Source organism: Microbulbifer mixtoriginis (SeqCode), from assembly GCF_052466765.1.
The window spans coordinates 219,146-238,358 of the sequence record NZ_CP174289.1 but is presented as its reverse complement, the minus strand read 5'-3'; the positions used below and the strand labels follow the sequence as shown (position 1 = coordinate 238,358).

Genomic DNA, 19,213 nt, shown 5'->3' with positions numbered 1-19,213 from the left:
AACTCGTTTCTGATAAACTGATAATCCATCAATTAAGATACATACTGTTGAGAAAAAGGAAACAGTAGTTTATGGAAAGTTTTGCAGCCATACCGGTATTTGTCACAGTGGCCGAAACCGGTGGCTTTTCCCCGGCCGCCAAGTTGCTGGGGATATCCAAGTCTGCAGTTAGTAAACGGGTCAGTCAGCTGGAAGAGCAACTTGGGGTAAAACTATTGCATCGCACCACCCGCAAGCTGAGCTTGACAGAGGCGGGCGAGCATTTTTTTCAGCATGCCCGAATCGCTTATCAGGCCGCACAGGACGCTCAGGATGCAGTGACTCAGCTTCAAGGTGAGCCTCAGGGGCGCTTGCGAATCAATGCCCCAATGTCCTTTGGCAGGTTGCATTTGGCACCGCTTATCCCAGTGTTTCTCAAGCGCTATCCAAAAATCACGATTGATCTGGTGATGGACGATAAGGTGGTAGACCTGATTGGAGAGGGGTTTGATATCGCTATCCGTGGTGGTGACCTGCCTGATACCAGTTTGATTGCCCGCAAGCTGGCGCCTCTGCAAAGCGTGCTCTGTGCCTCTCCCGCGTACTTGGAAGAGCTCGGCAAACCGATCGAGCTTGAGCAGTTAACAGAGCACAATTGTTTGATGTTTACTTATTCCAGGGATGTAAAAGAGTGGAATTTTATTCAGGATAACCATCTGCACACCATAGAAGTCAGGGGTAACTACCAGGTCAATAACAGTGAAGCGCTGCGGGAAGCCATTCTCCAGGGGCTTGGCATCGGCCGCCTGCCGACTTTTGTCGCAGGAGCGGATATCAAGAGTGGTCTCCTGGTGCCTTTGTTTGAAGAATATCAAATGCCGGCCAAGACTATTTATGCCGTATTTCCGGAGCGGCAGTATATGCCTGCCAAAGTACGGGCCTTTATAGACTTTGCCATTGAGTACTTTGGTGGCGACATTCCCTATTGGGATTGTTAGTTTGTAAACTTTTTCTCAACAATCTTTTAACAAAAGAGCCCATTATCAAGCCAGGAGAAACCCAATAAGCTTTCTCTCATCGACATTCACAAGATGATTAATTGTCAGAGGGAAATTATGGACCTGTTCACTGCTGTTGAAACTCGCCGTTCGGTAAAGCATTACGATGTATCTGAAAAGATGACATCAAGTGAGTTTAACCAGCTTATCCAAGCCACAATGTTATCGCCAACATCCTATAACATTCAGCATTGGAGATTCCTGCGAGTAACAGATTCCAGGCTTCGAAGCAGACTTAAGGATGCTGCCTGGGGTCAACAGCAAGTGGAAGATGCGTCTGAGCTGATTATTCTTTGTGCAGATATAAACGCTTGGAAAGATCGACCAGAACGCTATTGGGCTGATGCGCCCAGAGAGGCGAGGGAACTTTTAGTCCCGATGCTAACTGACTTCTATAGAGATAAACCCCAATTACAGCGAGATGAAGCAATAAGGAGTTGTGGCTTAGCGGCGCAAACCATGATGCTTGCGGCAAAAGCACTGGGCTATGACACCGGCGCACTGGTTGGGTTTGACTCAGATAAAGTGGCCGAGCTTATAAACCTGCCAGAAGGTTATCTGATCGGAATGATGATAGTCGTGGGTAAGGCTAGCAAGGCAGCGAATGGACGTGGTGGCCAGTTAGCATTGGGTGAAGTGTTATTTGAAAACCAATTTTGAGCATAACTTACATACCGTAGTTTAGTATTTATGCTTGCAATCTGTAGGCTGTTCTTGTGATCAATTATCCATATCTCCGCTAGTGGGATAATTGATCACAAGTGGATTAGAGCACAAAGTCAATTGGCGGTTATTGGGTGGGTAAAAAATGAATCGGGTAGTGAATTGTTGTTCTTCGTGTGTCGCTGGCACCGAAGTTAAATTCCTGAATCTTTGCCATTAACTGATCGGTAAACGGCTTGGAATCGAGGCTGGAGCTGGCCAATGCGATATTGGCGACTTCGCCACTAGGTTCAATATCGATAATAAATTCCGCGCCGCCTTCAAGGTCAGGGTCTTGTTTGCGCGCACTCAAGTATAAACGATAAAGCTGGCCTTTGTGTTTATCAAATACCTGCTGAATTTCTACTCTGCTACGCTCTCGCTTTTTCTTAACGGTTTTTTTAAGGGTGGCATCTGCTATGGCTGGTGGTTTTTTATCAGAGAAGCTGGCGTTTCCGCTTTGATCGACCCACTGATAAATTTCCGCGCTTGCAAGATTACTGGAGAGTGTGAGACTGATACAGAATAAGCTTTGATAAGTAAATCAGTTCATTTTTCCATTTATACTTCGATAATCTTGACCAAGTACTTAGTCTACTTTAAGTGCTACCTCTAGGGGGAGATTAGCGTATTGATTGGTTAAACCTAAGGTTCGTGAATTTTCTGTAGCAATTAATCGCCAGGCTTTACAAGGTATCTTTGTACAATTTTCCCATCTGCTTCGATCTCAGAATCCAATAATCCACCACATGCCTTAATTGTATTGGCAGAGGCGGGGTTGTCTTTGTGACAGTGAATGTGAATTGTCCCGGCTTTCATTTCCTGAAGCCACTGGATCGAGAGATCCATCAGGCGTTTACCGTACCCTTTACCTCTATACTTGGGTCTGATCCCCAAACCAATGTGCCCACCGCAGTGGGTAATTCTATCGTTCAGGTAGTGGCGAATATTGGTGACACCTACGATTTCAGTTTCATCAATAAGCCATAGTGTAGAACTTGGGACAAAGCCTTCCGGTAGGTTTTTACCCTGTGCAAAGTTAATGAGCTTTTGGATGAGAGCTTCGAAGTCCGCATGATCAAAATCCATAGGAAAGGGATAGCGCTCTTCATCACCCAGCTCTTCTATATATTGCTGATAACTAGCCTCATAGATTGCTGAAGGAGGTACTAATTTCAAAGCAATGCCTGGGAATTCGAGTAATGAATAGGGTGAAAGCAAAATTTAGCCTATAAAAATTAGCTGTGTAATCTCTAAAGAATTGTTAAAACATTTGAGTTGGCAGAAGGAGATAAAGGGACGGCTGTAAATGACTGCATCTTGGGCGCCCTATGCCAGGAATAGGACCCCAAGACGGTAGGAAAATATTAAGCTGCCTGAAATTTCAACAAGACAGTACATCCTGTTTCTGACTGGGGAATATGTGCTGAGCCAATGGGGTTGTGAATAAATGATCCCTCGGGATGATCGTCTCTGCCATCATTAAAGATCCCTGAAATCACAAAAATTTGTTCTGCACCGTCAATATGTGTTTCCACACCTGGGTATCTGGCTCCAGGTAGAAACTCGAAGACAGACACCCAGCTTCCTGCTTCCTCTCTCCAAAGACTTCTCTCGAATATGCCGGGAGCAACCTCCCTGGCTTCAATATTCTTCCAGTGACTAGACGTGATGCCAGAAAAATTCACTTGATTCATAGCAGTACTCTTCCATCTTAAACAACAATATTTTGCGCGCAAAGTATTGTTGTTTAAGTTCGGGTTTACCGTCAAGTACTTTGCGCGCATAATATATAGATCTGTTCAGTGAGTAATCAAGATGACTCCAAAAGAGTTCAATCTCCAAGAGTTGGTGTGTTTTGCCTTATATTCAACAGCGAACTCTATGGTGCGTGAATACAGGCCGGAGCTTGATCAGTTTGATCTTACCTACCCGCAGTTTCTGGTGATGATGAGCCTTTGGAATGAAGACTCTGTTTTTATCAAAGAGCTAAGCCATCAGACTTACCTGGATGCAGGCACCTTGACTCAAGTTCTGAAACGCCTAGAGGCTAAAGGGTTTATCGAGAGGCAAAAGTCCAGCGTGGACGAGCGGGCAAAAGTGATTGTCCTCACCCGAAAAGGGCGCGATCTAAAGCAGAAAACCTCTCATATACTTGAAGATATGGCCTGCAAGGTCAGATTAACGGCTGAAGAGCAACAGGACTTGACCTCACTGTGTCATAAAATTTTATCCAGGCTGAAAAAATAGGGTTGGACCTTATTCAATCGTCCATCACTTTGGTTTGTTATTTATGATTTTTTAATAACTCTTTGGCTTTGTTTGGAACTGACTCATAACTTGGGTATTCAGGAGCCCTTGATGCACAAAGACTCAGTAGCTTTATCGCTTCCTTTTTCTGATTGACTTTAAGGTAAGCTATCGCTAGAGAAAGTTGTGCATCTGGTAGGCAGTAGTGGGGCTTTAGATCAATGGCTCTTTTTAAAACCGCTATAGATTGTTTCCAATGATTTAATTCTTGGAGGCACATACCATAAGCGATGTAATATCTTGGGTCATTAGATGAGGCCGTTAACTGTGCATAAAGCTGAAGAGCTTGAGAAAGCTTCCCAGAAGTTTGGAGCTCACAAGCCCTGCGATAGCTTTTATCTCTGTCCATATTGATAGTGCTAAATTTAATCGTTAATTCCTACATATATTTCAATCCGATCCACATTCCCGCTCTCATCCAACACTGCAATTTGATGCTGCCCACTCTGTGGTGAGAGTGCAAAATTTTGAGTGCCCAATGTTTCATCCTTGGGTTCGCCGTTGATAAACCAGTAGCGTTTCCCTTGTCCTCCTATCGCGCTGAGATTTATACGTGGTAAAGGAGCGCTGTTACCGGTAGGAAGGTATTGGTTACCATTGCTGGCACCGACAATTTTCAGTGGGGTACCCGTAGTTGCGGTTGGGGCGTTACATTCGGGCGCTGTCGGTGGGATTTGTTGGTTCCGAGTTTGGTTGGTGGGCAACCAGGACTCCAGCTCCTTTGGCCACAGGGCAAGGCTTCTCTTTGTAGCAGAGGAGTCCATACAGCTGGGTTTTACCCGCAAGCCCTGTTGGTTGGCAAAGAAGTGGTAAGTTTGTGCAGCACGTAAAGGTTCTCCTTTTGGGGGGAGGGTTCGGGGCGCCCGGCCCTTGATAAGCCAGGCATTGCGCAGTTGGTGGCAGAGTTCATCTTCGGTTAACGACTTCTGGCCTCCTAACGGCCAGCAGATTTCTGTTTGGATTATTGATTCGGGTCTTGCCAGGCGTTGCTGCTTGTTACCTGGTAGAGATGAAATCACTGCGTTTAACAATGGCGTTGCACTGATGGAGCCGTAGTAGCCGGGGAGGGGGGTGCCGTCTGGGCGACCTACCCAAATTCCTACGGTATAGCTGGGGGTTACACCGATCGCCCAAGCATCGCGGTAGCCGTAACTAGTGCCTGTTTTCCAGGCAATATCTGCTTTGCTTTGCCTTACTAGATTGCGCCAGCGGCGTGAGCCACCACTGTTGGAAGCCAGCATCTCAAATGTGATCCAGGCGGCCTCTGCAGACATCAGGTACCGCTCTCGCAGTGGAGTTTCGGGTAAATAGCGGGGTGCTGCGGATAGCCCGCCGCGTGCTAGGGCTGCATAAAGTCCGGTGAGTTGGTCCAGGCGGGTGCCAACGCCACCTAAAATCATGGCTAGATTAGGTTTGCCGCCGCTGGGAAATTGTAGTGAGAGGCCGGCATTTTCCAGTGTCGCTGCGAATCGGCCGGGGCCGTAGTGCTCTAGCAATTGCACGGCTGGGATATTGAGAGAGCGCTGCAAAGCGGCAGTAGCACTGACCGGGCCGGAAAAACCACGATGGAAATTCTCTGGGCGGTAATCTCCATAAATTCGCGGTGCATCACTGAGCAAGGAGGCGCTGTGGATCAGGTCTCCATCGATTGCCAGTCCATACAGAAATGGTTTGAGAGTAGAGCCGGGCGAGCGCGTGGCTCTCGCCATATCTACATAGCCATATCGACGTTTGTCACCGAAATGGGAGGCTCCCACATAGGCGCGTACAGATAAGTCGGAATTCTCCAGTACTATAACGGCGGCAGAAGTTTTCTGCGGATAGCTCTCCATATAATCGCGCAGATAGTCCTCCAGTCCACGCTGAATATTGCCGTCAATGGTGGTGTTAATCACCTCTTGATCACCGATGCTTTCTACCAGCCAGCGGGATAAATGAGGGGCATTCTGTGGAAATTCCAGACGCTCCGCATAAACGTTTTCTAGCTGCGCGCGCTCGACCTCGTTTGCGCTCCAAACGCCGTAGACCTGTAACCGGGTCAGAACTTTATCCCGAGCTTTTTGTGCTCGATTTGGGTACCTGTCCGGTCGCAAGCGACTAGGCGCTTGGGGTAATACTGCCAGGAGTGCCGCTTCGGCGTGGGTGAGATCAGCGGAGGATTTACGCAGGTATAAACGGCTGGCGGCTTCCACGCCTTCAATATTGCCGCCGTAAGGTGCCAGATTGAGGTAGAGATCGAGAATTTCCTGCTTGCTGAAATGCCATTCCAATTGCAGGGCGCGCAACATTTGTTTGGTCTTACCGATTAAAGTCCTGTGATGTGGATCTAGCAGGCGCGCTACCTGCATGGTCAGGGTGGAGCCACCGGAGACCACATGTCCATTGCGAAGGTATTGGCTGGCCGCCCGAACGAGCGCAAAGGGATTGATACCTGGGTGCTGATAAAAATGGCGATCCTCATAGGTGAGTAGTGCCTCGATAAATCGTGGCGCTACTTCATCTTGCGTGATGGGGTAACGCCACACGCCGCGATTATCAGCGAAGAAACGCAGTGGCTTACCATGGCGATCAGCCACTACCCGCGCAAAACCATGTGTTTCAGGCAAAGGTGGGGGGAAAATAGTATCCAGGGCCAACAATGTGACTAAAAGAAAGAAAGGTGAGATCAGCAGCACGCGAAACATGCGGCTGCTGTTTTTCCATCGAGCTATTAGTGTGGCTAACAGTTTCAATGCTTGCCGATTACCTGTACTTGCGCCATTGGGTTCTTGCCAATGGAAAAGCGTTCAGGGTTATACATATCCTCCACAAAGGGAGGTGGCACCTGGTAGTGACCGGGAGTTACTGCTCGGGCGATATAAAAGAGGTTGGTGGGTTTCCACTCAGATTGATCCAAGGCTGCCACAAATCGATCATCGCGGAATTCCATGTGTTGTATATTGTCCTGGTCGTCCTGCCATTGGGCGATACTCTTACCGTCGAATTTAAGCTCATCCACTTTGACACTATCGGCGAGGTTCTGGTTTTCCAGCTCAAACCCTGCGGGTAGCAGGTCTACTGCGAGAAGATCGGGCAGGCGTCGGTCCGCGTCGATTTGCAAGCGCACCAGATAGAGTTCACCTTCACGTACCTGAGTCGGCACCACACTTGAACCGTCTAGTTTGTGGTAGCTGCGCGTGATTTTAACGCCCTTATCCATCACCTCTGTAGGTGCCTGTTTGCTGTAACCATTAATGGTAATAGCAGCGAAGAGTTTTTCTATTTGGCTGGTTACCTCAAATACCTCTGCGGCTTCACGACCACGGAAGAGAGTATTGTGTGGATTATCATCATTCACTTCCCGTAAACCATCAATGGTTTTTAATAAAGCAGACCAATTTTCACCACCATTAAGCTGTAACTGAACGCCGGCCATAAATATACTGCCTCGTTCCTGCGTGCTTAGGTACTCCCGTTCACGGAGCAGATTCACCATTTCAAACAGCATCTCTTCGGCTTTGTCGGTAGCCAAATTATGCTCCAGCAATAGGGAGATCATCTGTGCAGTATCGCGCAGGTTAGAGCCATAATCGCCGTAGTAACTAAGGCGCTTGCGCTCAATGGAAAGGGCTTTTTGTAAGGCCTCTTGAGACAGGGTGTTATCGCCCATGGCCTGGAGAGCAATTGCCATATGTAACTGTGGTAGAGGGGATCGGGTTAAGTCAGAACCGCTTTCGTAAAGGCTGCGCAATTGGCCGAGCGAGATTTTTTGCACACGGGATAGCACATATGCGGCATAGGAGCGGGCAGCATAAGCGTAAAAGTCAGGGTCACTACTGTAGCGCTGTTGATAAAAGCTACCGCGCTCGCGGGCATATTCCTGCAGACGCTTGAGGGTGGACTCCAGGCGTATGTTATCGAACACAATACCTTGATCACGAGCGCGCAGAAGTAAGTCGGCCACATAAGCGGTGAGCCATTGGTTCTCTGCTGATTCCGCACTCCACAGGCCAAAACCGCCGTTGCTTTTTTGCATACTGAAGATACGTTCGATACCTGCATCAATACTTCTCGCACGCTCGATTTCGTCCAGGGGTTCGATGCCCAATTTTTGTTGCTGTAGCGGCGTTGCCATCACCAGTGGATAAACACGGCTGGAAGTTTGCTCCAAGCAACCATAGGGATAGCGAAGCAAATTTGCTAGGTGGTCCTGAAGTTGCAATTGCGGGCGGCTATCCAGGGATACTAATGTTTGTACCGTGTCCGGCATCAGGGAATCCAGAAAAGCCTTATCCGGGCTGAAACTCTCATCCTGCTCTAGAAGACGGCGCTGGGTGTGCGTGGTGGCGGGCCAGGCTGGGCGAACACCCAGGCGCCACTGGCGTTCGATGGTGATATTCTGGCCATCTTCATCTATTGCACCATTTACTATCAGTTGGAACTCCGCTTCACCAGTGTCGTTTTTGGCAGTAATTGGAAATCGCAAAGTCTTGCGCTCGCCATCGGCCAGTTCTAACAGACGCTCTCCCATTTCCACATCCACAGCGCCGACAGACCGCATTTCCACAGTCAGTTTTTGCGTGCGGCCGCTCAGGTTGTTCAGGTCAAGCGCCAGTGTGCTGCTATCCCCGGGAGCCATAAAACGGGGGAGTGCTGCTTGGGTCACTAATGGGGAAGCTACTGTTAGTTCTCCTTCAGTACTGCCAAACCCCTCTTTACTGAATGACACCGTCATTAAGCGCAGGCTGCCATTGAATTCTGGCAGTTGAAGGGAAACTTTCGCTTTGCCTTGCTGATCGAATTTCACTGGCCCGGAAAATAGCGAAACGATCTGCACATCGGAATTGGGCTCTTCTCCACCACGCGCCAGTTCCGCATCTCCACCGAAGCGTTGCTCCAACAGCTTGCCATTACCAGACTCAATAATTCGGTGATAGATATCGCGGACATCGACACCATAGCGGCGCTGGCCGAAAAAGGCTTCAAAGGGATCTGGTGTTTCGAAGCGGGTGATATTGAGTACGCCCACATCTACTGCTGCTAAGGTGGTCCAGGCTGTGCCGCCATTTTTGCCGATGGAATCCAGGTCCGTGATTACGGTGACTTCTATCTCTGAGCCGGGCAGGGCGTGTGCCGGGGCTTCCAGGCGCACAGGCAAGCGTCGGGCTTCCCGGTCCAGTGGCAAATGAGCCAGTCCGAAAGCGCGATTAGGGGCGATACGCTCATTCTTATCGGCCGGGCGCAGAGCGGTTACGGAAATATAAGTATCGTGACTGTCCCAGTCTGCTGAAATGGGAATTTCAACTTTGGTGCCCGATTTCTCTATCGATACACGCTCGGACCACAGCAATCGATCGCTCTCTACCAATACCAGCGCTTCACCGTCTGCCGGTGGCACTATAGTGAGTTGTGCTAAATCTCCAGGTGAGTATTTGGGTTTATCTAAAGATAAAGCCACGGTATCCGGGCGGGCCGCCTGGCCTTTCGCTACTTGGTCCTTACGCCACCAGTAATACCAGTCGCGCCCAGCATGGAAGCGCAGGCTGCTGGTGGCTCCGCTATTAGTATCCGTAATTTCCAAACGGTAGTGGCCATATTCCACAGGCACCGTGAGTTTCAGGGGAGTCTCTTCATTAAATTGCAGTTGGCGGCTGAAAGATTCGAACTCGGCAGTGGAGTATTCATAGTGCCAACCCTGGCTAGCGGAGTACTCCCAAAAATATTGGCGATCCTCTGAGATTAATACCGCACTGAGATTGCGGCCTGTGGCCGGTTCACCTAGTGCATCGGCTACAACAATTTCGAATTCCGGTCGGCTATTGGCCGAGGGATTCTCCTTGCCAAAGTTAGGGCGAATGCCGACTACTGGATGCTCGGGCCAAACCAGAACGGGATGTTGCCGAGTTACGGGGCGGCCGCCGGACTCGAACAGGCTGGAAACCAGATTAATTTTTAGCGGGCTCTTCGCGTGATTCCAACGGGATCGCAGCGGTAATTTGCCATGCCCTTCAGCATCCAGCTCAATGGTGGACGCATTAAACTGGCGCGTGGGCAATCGCTCAGTGGCGTCCCCAAACAAAAACCCTTTCCATTGAGGGAAGGGTTCCCGGTAGTGGCTGACTTGTACCAGAGTTTCCAAGCGGTTGTTCGCGGCCGGAGCACCGTACAGATAGCTACCTTCAACTTCCAGTTTCAAGGCTTTATCGTGCCCCTGAACCAGGCTGCGCTCTTCACCATCCTGTAGTATCAGCTTCATACGTTCCGGTAGAAACTCCTCCACCTTGAACGGGTAGCGCATTTTGCGCCCATCGGCCAATTCGACTTCCAGGCGCCAGTCACCCGTCGGAGCATTTTGAGGTAGGGGAAGCAGCTTCTCGTAGTATCCCGGCGCGCTGGCGTGCCAGGTGAATGAGCGGGCACTGGTGTTATCGGGTTTAATCAATTCCGCCTTGATTGGCAGGTCTTTTAAATAGCGCCCGTCGTAATTGCGTAGCAGGCCGCTAACCTGGATAGATTCTGTGGGACGGTACAAGTCCCGGGGACCATAGATAAAGAATTCCATCGGCCGGGAAGGGCGTTGGCCTAATTGAAAGTCGGACAGGTCCAGCGCCGGTTCGCGCAAGTCCAACAGAGAGAAATGGCCGGTATCCGGGTCTCGCGCAACAAAAAAGCGCTGAGAGTTTTCCTGCTCCTGGCTGAGCAGAAAACGAACATGTCCCTCTTCAGAGGTGCTGTCTTGCTGGATCAACCCTCCTTTATTGTCCAATAACTCCACCTGGATGCCTTCCAGAGACTCTCCTTTATCCAGCGAGGAAACATAGAGGTCAATGCTTTCCGGGTAGTAACGGGCATGTAAGCCCAAGTTGGAAATAGAAAAGTGGGTGACATCGAAAAGATTGGTGTTGTACACACCGGCTGGCTGCATGACAGCAACATAAATGCCTGGCAGCTTTAATGGTTCAATATGGCCTATGGAGAGATCGAAGTCTCGCTGAACATATTTTTCTTGGGTTAGATCAAAATGTGCACTGTAGACTAACTCAGCAACATTGTTCAGTGCCCTTAACTGGTAGTAGTACTTCAGAGACTGATTGTTGACCAGACTAAGGAAGGCGGAATAGTGTTCAGGCTTCACTCTGTGAAAATGGATTTGCACCGCTTCAATGCTGACGGCAGTCACTGGCAAGCCAGGTGTTACCGTAACTGGAAATATACTGCCGTTACTGGAGAAGCTGATACTGGGTTCGATACGCCGAGTGTGAACAGTTTCCTTCTTTAACTTTCGTAACTCGAATCCATCCTTACTGGGCAGGCCGGGGTGTATCGCTACACTGTAGCGTGTATTCGGCTCGATGTTGGTGAAGTAAAGGATCTTCTGGTTGTCAGATAAAACCCAGCCCCCATCGACATCTTCACCATTTTCCTGGGTGAGGGTTAGGTAGGAACCAAAGTGAGCATTCCCCAGCAGTGGCTCAGAAAAGATCACCGCAATAGCTCGCGCATCCTTGTAGACCCGCTCACCTATATGGAGCACCTTAAGAGCACTTTCCGTTGAATTCGCAACCAGCGGCATCGTGTCGTTGTTGGAAGTAGCAGCCTGCGAAGGAGCTTCTTCACTGGACTGGCTTAGGGATTTGGTATCGGAAGTTGTTGATCCGGTCTCACTACTAGCCTCATTAACACTAGCCCTTGGGGTAGAGACTAATGGGGGTGTTTCTTCCTTTGAATTTTCATCACCGCTTTTGAGTGCCCCATGGGTAGATGTCTTTTTAGTAGAGGGCTCGCTCAGCTTTTCTGGCTTCTCTGGCGTGCAGGCTATAGCAACAAGACAGAGAAGAATGACCGCAATCCAACGCGGTAAGCGGTGAGGGAACATGGATATTTCCTAGTTGGTAAAGAAAGTGGCGGACAATTTAGTTGGTCTTGAACGTTGTCTCAAGCTTTCGTATTGCTCAATGTGAGTTAGTAAGGGTATTGAGCTTGGTAATGAGTATTAGCGAAGGTTGGATAAGGAGCCAAGGAGATATCGGCAATAGGAGAATATGGTTCGTTATTGCTAAAAGAAGTCGCGCAAGTAGGGTCGCTTAGGCTCGACTAAACTGCCAACACGCCTTTGACTAGGTAGAAATAACAAGATACTAATTATTAGGCTGACTTTCTCTTGCGGTTGAACAGTTTTACCCAAAAGATCCCCTCAAAAACAACACCCAAAGCGAGAAAAAAGGCCCCGCCAACAGGCACACCAAATACATAGCAGGCAATGGCTGCTAGTAAGAATAGTAGGGCGACGGTGATCCTCTTCAATTTGGTGCTCCTTTTTGTTTTGTGTGTGGGCACAGGCTCAAGCTTGGCACACTTCAAAGACTATACTGAATTCCAGACCGAAACCCAACATAAATAATGCTTAGGCATAGAACTACAGAGCAGAATGCTAAAGGTAGATAGAGTTTGTAGGAACCATGTTTGATTCTATTAACCGTGGCCAATACGAATGAGCCTAAGGCCAGGAGAGTCGATAGACACAGCGCCATGAAGATGACTCGAACTTCTGTAATACCGCCATTGCCAGCAACTAAAGTCGGTTCTGGATAAATTAGGTTACTCTGCCCGACAGATACCATAGCTGAAACACTTCTGGCTAGAAACAACTCGTTACCATCTAGGCCTAGCCAGTATTCCATAGTGGCAATAAGAATTGATATTGAGCTTGCTATAAGGCAAAGACAGATTTTTGAAACAGTCATCATTTTTTATGGTATTCGCTGCTACTTTTTCTAGCACTTAGCCTGTTAAACGTCTGGGGATATTTTTTTATAAATAAGAACTTCTTAAGAAATAGTATCTATTTGTGTGGGAAGCCCACAGGGTATTTTTAATGTCTAGTTCATTTCTTGTTAATATGTCTTTTCGTATCATGGTACTGCCAGAGAACGTTAATGATTTTCCAGTTATTTTTATCATTCTTATATAAATGCATATAATCAATCCAATCATCGACTGTAAGCTTTACCGAGGCTACCCGGTTATCAATATCAAGTATGTTGATGTCAACCCTGGGGGACTCTGTAAATTTATCGCCTTCCTTATTGTAGTTTTCGGCCAACCAAACCATGGTTTCATAGTCTGTCTCCATGATGAATTCTGAGCCGTCTTTGGATTTCCAGTAGGTTCGTTTGGCTAGTTTCGTATCTAAACCTCTTTCCATTAGGCTTGGTTCAACTTTTTGTTGTGATTCAATGTAATCGAGTACGGCTCTGCGTATTTTGGTGTTGTCCTCAGCGGAATTGGCATATACATATGAATTTAAAGAAGTTAACAGGATTAAAGGTATTAATTTGTACATCATATTTCCTTGGATAACTCTTGTTGTGGGGTTTGTAGAATAACGGTTTATTGGTTAGTTGATGAGCTATCAGATTCTGCTTTGACAGATTGCTGAGTAGATGAATCATTAGAAATCATTGCGTCAATCCAGCTTGAATAATGACTTAAGCGAATGGAATAGGAAGTCTGGCCATAGGTGCCAGGGCGGAAGGTTCGTATATCAACGTTTTCCGCGTGCTTCCAGGATGTGAGTCCTGCGAGTAACCACTGGCCATCAATTTCAATTAGTACTGGGCCGCCACTATCGCCATTTGTAGACATACCTTCAAGTGGCAACGCATTTGGGGCCTGATCAAAGTCATAGCCAAGCCAACGATTTTGAGTTGATGAGATAATGTTAAATGCTCTGCGGAGTTCTGTTCGATTGGGGCCTTTGGGGTCATGGCCGAGGTCAGCTGTACCCGTTGCTCCTTTTCCGATCAGCTTTACTATTTTTCCTTGCTCATCACTTTCACGGTAAATTCCTACCGGATTAACATCAATGATAGGCTGAGAGAGTTTAATTAAGGCAATATCATCGGATGTGGCCAATAATGCTTCAATTTCACTGGCATCTCCCGTTTCTAGTGCCTCATCAATCATCCTTTGAGGTATCTTCTTGTAGCCGGGGTGTATCACCAGCTTATCGATCCTTCTGGAAGTGCCTTTAATGGTGACCTCTTCAATACAGTGTTGCCAAGTAACGGCATGCGCAGCTGTAGCAATCCACTCTGGGGAGATAAGTACACCGTGTCCTTCTTCCGGTAAATCTACAAGTGCGGGGAGTTCAGAGGCATCGATACGGTATCTTGAGTCACTCACATCATCGCGAATGGTTATTGCTATTACCACAGGTGTTAATACTAATTGGAAGGAAAGAAAAAGATATTTAATTGTGCGTATCATGAGCGATCTTTCTGTAAGTTATTGGTTATATAGATCATTGATGTCTGAAAAAATTAGATCTGACGTAGAGCCTTGGCCTAGTTGCCGCTAGTGAATCCTATCGCCAGATATTGGGCTGTAAATTAGAGGCTCCATTGAATTTAATTTCGGAACCTCGTATCCCTGAATTGAAGCTAACTAGCAGTAAAAGCTATATTTTACGGAATCTTTTAAAATGGGCACTAATTGTAAGTTAGGGGATATCACTTCCTTAGTTTGACGGCAGTCCCAAAGACCATCATTTCACAAGACCCTTCCATAATGGCACTTGTTGAAAATCGGATACCTACTACGGCATCGGCTCCTTTCTGCTGGGCACTATCAATCAACCGTTGAAGGGCCTTATTTCTGGCTTCGGATAGCATTTCTGTATAGCCTCTTATCTCACCGCCAACGATACTCTTTAAGCCCGCCATAACATCACGACCAATATGCTTGGATTGAACAACGTTACCGGTAACCACTCCGAGTATCTCTTTGATTTCATATCCTGGTACGGTTTCAGTGGTTGAGTAGATCATGATACATTTCTTAATGTTGCTTGGTATGGTTCTTACTATGATTGCATGGGACACGCTTTGAAAAGAAGAAAGTATTACATTTTGATGAAACTAAAAATACGCCTTATTATTGGGGATGCTTGGAATTAGACTGGGATTTTGACACCCAGCTTCTTGCCATCATGATCGCAATAGAGAACTATCTAGGATGTTCAAGAAAGCATTAAATGCTCTTTTTTCTCCGCCTCTACGAAATTTAAGTACGCACTTACCATATGATCAGGCGCCTCCCAATGCGGATAGTGCCCAATCTTTCCCAGCTCAATAATGTCTGCTGCCCGATCTATCAATTGACGAAATCGATCCACCATATGCTTCCCTGAAACTGGGTCCAATGAGCCATTGATTAGCAGTAAGGGGCCAGGGTATTGGTTTAGCGCGTCGATCCAACGCTGACGATGTTTGCGCCTGTCGTACATGTAGGTGATCAGTTTATAGAGGAGCCGGTTGCCATTCTTATATTGGAGAATTTGCCACAAGTCTCGCAATTCTCTGTCGGAGGGTTTTGTCTCTGGTCCGAAAATGGCACTGAAGCTGCGGCAAAACTGCTGGTAGCGCATTAGTTTATTGATTAGAGAGCCAATAGGAGAAAGCAGGAGTTTCTGCACGAGACGAGCTTGATGAGTTTCTGGGAATAGACCGCCATTCAGCAGGCACACCGAGATATACCCTGTAGTGCCGCCATTGTTGGCTCTGGCGAGTAACTCTTGTGCTACGGAATCCCCATAGTCATGCGCCAACAGGTGGACCTTGTTGATGTTTAAATGTTGCAGAAGAGCCTCATGTAAATCAGCTTGCTGGTGGATACTGTAGTTATGCTGTTTGGGTTTGTCTGAATAGCCAAAGCCCAGCATATCCATAGCAATACAGCGATAGTGCTCTGTCAAATGGGCCCATACCTTTTGCCAGTCATAACTACTAGTGGGGAAGCCGTGAATCAAAAGCAGTACTGGTTTATGTCGACAGCTTGGGTTGCTATCGACATAGAAGAGTTGGTGGTCTTGATAATCAAATATCTTTCCGTTTGATAACCATTGCTGAGGTTGCATTGGCTGCTCCATTTCTTATTGTTGTACTTGCTGTAAAGATTGCATGATGAGCGCGCAACCTCAAGCAGCGGCTATCAGATGGAAAGTATTTATCCTGTTCCTTGCAATGCGTAAACCGCGGGCTTGTTGATTATTTTCCATACAGAAAGCAGGGTAACCGAGGCCGTCAGGCCGATAATAAACAGTGGTGGCAGCAGCCAGCCCCAGAGGCTGGTTTCAATGCTGAACTCGCTTTGCTCAAGCCAAAGTGCTAGTGGGACCACTACCAAAGTTGCTACAGCGATACCGATAATTACGGGAGTCAAGCTATCGATCAGCGTGTGATAGAAAATCGTCGCTGGGCGGGCGCCGATTGCCATGCGCACGCCAAGCTCGGTACGCCGCAGTTGTACACTGTAACTGAGCACTCCAAAGATACCGATGGCAGCGAGGCTGAGTGCCAGTAATGTTAGGGCGGTGGTTACCCAAACTGAGACTCGGTCATTGCTTAGGAGTAGGTCTCGCGCCTGCTCCAGGGAGAATAGCTCGGCAACTTTGTACTGCCTGTTTACTTCGGCAAATTCCCGATTGATCTCTGTGGTGCTGAGTGGTTGGTGAGGCTTATGTCTGAGTACCAGTAGGGGATAGCTCACGTTGATACCGCGCACAAATAAGCGGGCGGGTTCCTTTTTACCTGGCAGGCTTGCGTTACGCACTACACCGACCACTTGGTAGGGCAAATCACCTCGCCAGTAGTAGCGCTTGCCTAATACTTCTCCATCCGGTTCCAGCTGCTGGGCCAGGGTTTCGTTAACGAGCATCATGCGATTGTTATCGGAAAACTCAGCCGCATTGATATGGCGGCCAGCTACCAGTGGCATACGCAAAATGGAAAGGTAGTTTTCGTCGACTACTGTGGTCTTGGCCATCACCGGGTTTTGTCGGCTGGCATCCTGACTCAGGGATGTGGTCCAGAGTGGCCGGCTGATAGAGATAGGAGTGTTTAAGCTCAGGCTGGCATTTTGTACTTTAGGGTGCTCCAGCAATCTTTGCCTGATGGCCTTCAGATAACTCTCTCGCTCGGTAGTGGGGGCGCTCCTAAGATTGCCGATATTCAGAGTCATTACCTGAACGTTGTCCAAAGGGAAACCAAATGGTTGGTTAATCAGGCGATTGGCTTGCAGGAATATCTGTAAACTGGCGACTATGAGTAAGCTGGTCATTGCCACTTGGCTACTGATGAGTACCTTGCGGATTAGAGGCGAGATCTGTACGCCGGAACCTTTGCCGCTGCTCTGCAGCATTTGATTCAGTGCGCGGTAATTAACCTGGCGACTGACTATGGCTGAGAAGAACAGGGCGAGAAGTAAGGCACACAACAGTGCAAAAACCAGTGTCTGCCAGTTTAAGGTGAGCTCTTGAATGCGAGGAATTTGTTCCGTAGCCATCACCTTTAATACTTCCGTCGACCCCAGGGCTAAAAGTAGAGAAAGTAATGCAGCCCCTAACATAAGTAGGCCGATTTCACACAGCAGGGCCAAAAAGATATGTTTTTTGTGTGCGCCCAACGCGACCTGTATCGCCATATTGCGTTGTTGTTTGGCTGCGCGAGAAAGAATCAGGTTGGTAACATTGGCGCAGGCAATTAACAGAAGCACCAGTGTACCGCCCATTACCATTAGAGTTCGCGTGGCACTGTCGCCAAGTATTTTATTGGCGAAGGGGGTGAGTCGGTATTCAACGGACCTTTCTACCGAAGAGGATCTTCCCGCTAGGGCCGCTTGATACTGGGCATCCATTAATGTGCTTAATTCATGCCCCGCACTGGCGGGGTCAATGCCCGGCTTCAGCTTTCCTGTGAGCATGCGAAAAGGCAGGAAGCCTCTCCAATTATTTCTGCGCTCTACTTGTGTATCGTTAAAGTCCCAGGGCAGCCAGACCGCCGTTTGTCGGCCCTGCTTATAGATCTGGGGTTCAATGAAGTCTTTGGCGGTGACGCCGACAATACGAAAGTCCACCTCCCCAAATTGCAGGCTTTGCTCCAAGACATTTGGGCTGCGCCGGAACATCTGCTCCCAGATTTGATAGCTGATAACCGCCACGGGAACCCGGCTGTCGAGCCCTTCATCGGTATTGAATTGTCTGCCCAAGGCCAGGGGTGCTCCAGCCAGCTGGAGATATTCCGGAGAGACATAGGAAACATTAACCCGTGGTGATCCGGATAAGTTGCGAACCACATCTTCCCAGAAGTACACCAGGGCGCTGGATTCGAAGAAACTGTCGTTCTTATAGATTTCAACCAGGGCGGGGTATTGGCTGTTGTTTTCCAGCCGCAGCTGCTTGTTCTGGTAGAGATTACCATTCACGACATACAGCCGATCTTCGTCCGGGTAGGGTAGGGGCGCGGCTAGCAGTTGGTAGTTGAGATTAAATAGCGTTACCAGGGCGCCGAGGGTGATACCCAGGGTTAAAATAATAGTGGTGGCGTAGCTCCGCGCCCGGCTGAGGGACTGGAGGGCAATGGACAGGTCCTTTGTGGTGATCATAGGGCCATCTCGTGAGGCTCTTTTATGGGCTGCGGCGTTGAGATTTTTCCATCCAGCAGATGCAATTGGCGGCTGGCCATGTCTGCATAACGAGGGTCATGGGTCACCATGCACAGGGTGGTCCCTTCATTGTTGAGCTGCCGCAGCATTTCCATTACCGCATCGCCATTGTGGGAATCCAAATTGCCGGTGGGCTCGTCTACCAGCAGCAGGGACGGATTGCCAACTAGAGCCCGGGCTATGGCGATTCGCTGCTGTTGGCCACCGGACAACTGGTTAGGTTTGTGAGAGGCCCTGTGACCCATCCCTACCTTCTCCAGGCAATGTTTCACTTTTTTGTCGGCTTCAGACTTGGCAATTGGATTGCGTCGGTATCGCAGGGGCAGGGCGATATTGTCGTAGACTGAGAGTTCGTCAATCAGGTTAAAGGACTGGAAGATAAAGCCTACTTTCTCGTTGCGAATAGTCGCCGCCTCACGCAGCGACAATTGAGCGACTTCAGTGCCTTCAATCTGATAGCTGCCGCTGGTGGGGAGGTCCAGCAGGCCGAGGATCGAGAGAAGTGTGGATTTACCGCAACCCGAGGGGCCGCAGATAGAAACAAATTCCCCCGAGTAAATACTCAGGTCAACGCCCCGCAGGGCGTGAGTTTCCATTTCTTCGGTGCTGAACACCTTAGTGATCCCGGCCATATGGAGGATTGGCTTGGACATAGCGAACTCCATGTTCTCGCTTTGGGTTTC

Annotated in this window: 16 protein-coding genes; 3 read left to right on the top strand and 13 right to left on the bottom strand. The window is 48.4% G+C overall.

What is annotated here, in order from left to right; translation table 11 throughout:
• Positions 1-71 precede the first annotated feature (71 nt).
• Entirely contained in the window at positions 72-977 is a 906-nt protein-coding gene (locus tag ACJJIV_RS01025) for a LysR family transcriptional regulator (RefSeq protein ID WP_444890408.1), read from the top strand.
• 117 nt (positions 978-1,094) lie between these two features.
• The gene (locus ACJJIV_RS01020; protein WP_252085787.1) at positions 1,095-1,697 is read left to right on the top strand and encodes a nitroreductase family protein; all 603 of its coding nucleotides are present in this window, start codon (positions 1,095-1,097) and stop codon (positions 1,695-1,697) included.
• A 130-nt stretch (positions 1,698-1,827) separates the two neighbouring features.
• Here the strand turns inward: ACJJIV_RS01020 and ACJJIV_RS01015 are convergent, their stop codons facing one another.
• The 3 genes from ACJJIV_RS01015 to ACJJIV_RS01005 all read right to left on the bottom strand — a co-directional run bounded on the left by ACJJIV_RS01015 (position 1,828) and on the right by ACJJIV_RS01005 (position 3,436).
• Entirely contained in the window at positions 1,828-2,259 is a 432-nt protein-coding gene (locus ACJJIV_RS01015; protein ID WP_444891742.1) for an AgmX/PglI C-terminal domain-containing protein, read from the bottom strand.
• Positions 2,260-2,411: 152 nt separating this feature from the next.
• Positions 2,412-2,918, bottom strand: coding sequence for a GNAT family N-acetyltransferase (locus tag ACJJIV_RS01010; protein WP_444890407.1), 507 nt, complete (start codon positions 2,916-2,918; stop codon positions 2,412-2,414).
• 188 nt (positions 2,919-3,106) lie between these two features.
• Positions 3,107-3,436, bottom strand: a complete 330-nt coding sequence (locus ACJJIV_RS01005) for a cupin domain-containing protein (RefSeq protein ID WP_444890406.1) — start codon at positions 3,434-3,436, stop codon at positions 3,107-3,109.
• A gap of 121 nt (positions 3,437-3,557) precedes the next feature.
• Here ACJJIV_RS01005 and ACJJIV_RS01000 point away from each other — a divergent pair, with 121 nt between their 5' ends.
• Entirely contained in the window at positions 3,558-3,989 is a 432-nt protein-coding gene (locus ACJJIV_RS01000; protein WP_444886089.1) for a MarR family winged helix-turn-helix transcriptional regulator, read from the top strand.
• A gap of 37 nt (positions 3,990-4,026) precedes the next feature.
• Here the strand turns inward: ACJJIV_RS01000 and ACJJIV_RS00995 are convergent, their stop codons facing one another.
• The 10 genes from ACJJIV_RS00995 to ACJJIV_RS00950 all read right to left on the bottom strand — a co-directional run bounded on the left by ACJJIV_RS00995 (position 4,027) and on the right by ACJJIV_RS00950 (position 19,183).
• Positions 4,027-4,398: a hypothetical protein gene (locus ACJJIV_RS00995; protein WP_444886090.1), complete on the bottom strand. Its 372-nt coding sequence runs from the start codon at positions 4,396-4,398 to the stop codon at positions 4,027-4,029.
• 16 nt (positions 4,399-4,414) lie between these two features.
• The gene (pbpC, locus tag ACJJIV_RS00990) at positions 4,415-6,733 is read right to left on the bottom strand and encodes a penicillin-binding protein 1C (protein WP_444890405.1); all 2,319 of its coding nucleotides are present in this window, start codon (positions 6,731-6,733) and stop codon (positions 4,415-4,417) included.
• 44 nt (positions 6,734-6,777) lie between these two features.
• The gene (locus ACJJIV_RS00985) at positions 6,778-11,904 is read right to left on the bottom strand and encodes an alpha-2-macroglobulin family protein (protein ID WP_444890404.1); all 5,127 of its coding nucleotides are present in this window, start codon (positions 11,902-11,904) and stop codon (positions 6,778-6,780) included.
• 269 nt (positions 11,905-12,173) lie between these two features.
• Positions 12,174-12,332, bottom strand: coding sequence for a hypothetical protein (locus tag ACJJIV_RS00980; RefSeq protein ID WP_444890403.1), 159 nt, complete (start codon positions 12,330-12,332; stop codon positions 12,174-12,176).
• Between the two features lie 580 nt (positions 12,333-12,912).
• Complete coding sequence (locus tag ACJJIV_RS00975) at positions 12,913-13,371, bottom strand: nuclear transport factor 2 family protein (RefSeq protein ID WP_444890402.1); 459 nt, start codon at positions 13,369-13,371, stop codon at positions 12,913-12,915.
• 47 nt (positions 13,372-13,418) lie between these two features.
• Entirely contained in the window at positions 13,419-14,297 is an 879-nt protein-coding gene (locus tag ACJJIV_RS00970; RefSeq protein ID WP_444890401.1) for a S1 family peptidase, read from the bottom strand.
• A gap of 242 nt (positions 14,298-14,539) precedes the next feature.
• Positions 14,540-14,857, bottom strand: a complete 318-nt coding sequence (locus ACJJIV_RS00965) for a heavy metal-binding domain-containing protein (RefSeq protein ID WP_252085798.1) — start codon at positions 14,855-14,857, stop codon at positions 14,540-14,542.
• A gap of 191 nt (positions 14,858-15,048) precedes the next feature.
• Complete coding sequence (locus tag ACJJIV_RS00960) at positions 15,049-15,945, bottom strand: alpha/beta fold hydrolase (RefSeq protein WP_444890400.1); 897 nt, start codon at positions 15,943-15,945, stop codon at positions 15,049-15,051.
• Positions 15,946-16,034: 89 nt separating this feature from the next.
• A complete protein-coding gene (locus ACJJIV_RS00955) occupies positions 16,035-18,470 on the bottom strand; it encodes an ABC transporter permease (protein WP_444890399.1) in 2,436 nt (811 codons plus the stop codon).
• Positions 18,467-19,183, bottom strand: coding sequence for an ABC transporter ATP-binding protein (locus tag ACJJIV_RS00950; protein ID WP_020412957.1), 717 nt, complete (start codon positions 19,181-19,183; stop codon positions 18,467-18,469). The genes ACJJIV_RS00955 and ACJJIV_RS00950 overlap by 4 nt, the downstream gene beginning before the upstream one ends.
• Positions 19,184-19,213 lie beyond the last annotated feature (30 nt).